At 64.9% G+C, this 299-nt stretch carries 1 protein-coding gene; it reads left to right on the top strand.

Annotation, left to right across the window (positions count from 1 at the left end):
* A partial coding sequence (locus tag F6S12_RS33315; RefSeq protein WP_315870062.1) for an AMP-binding enzyme occupies window positions 1-299 on the top strand: 299 nt, incomplete at both ends.

The raw sequence follows: 299 nt of genomic DNA on the forward strand, positions 1-299 counted from the left end.
CCGCGCCGATGGGGTGATCGAGTACATCGGCCGTATCGACCATCAGGTGAAGATCCGCGGTTTCCGTATCGAGCTGGGGGAAATCGAGGCGCGGCTGGTGCAGCAGGCGGCGGTGCGTGAAGCCTTCGTCCTGGCCCATGACGGCGAGAACGGCCAGCAACTGGTGGCCTATATCGTGCCGAGCGAGGCCACCCCGACCGTCGAGGCCCAGGCCGCCTTGCGCGAAAGCCTCAAGACGGCACTCAAGGAACACGTGCCGGACTACATGGTTCCGGCCTACCTGCTGTTCCTCGAAGCGT

The organism is Pseudomonas sp. JV245A (genome assembly GCF_032424515.1).
Lineage (GTDB): Bacteria > Pseudomonadota > Gammaproteobacteria > Pseudomonadales > Pseudomonadaceae > Aquipseudomonas > Aquipseudomonas protegens.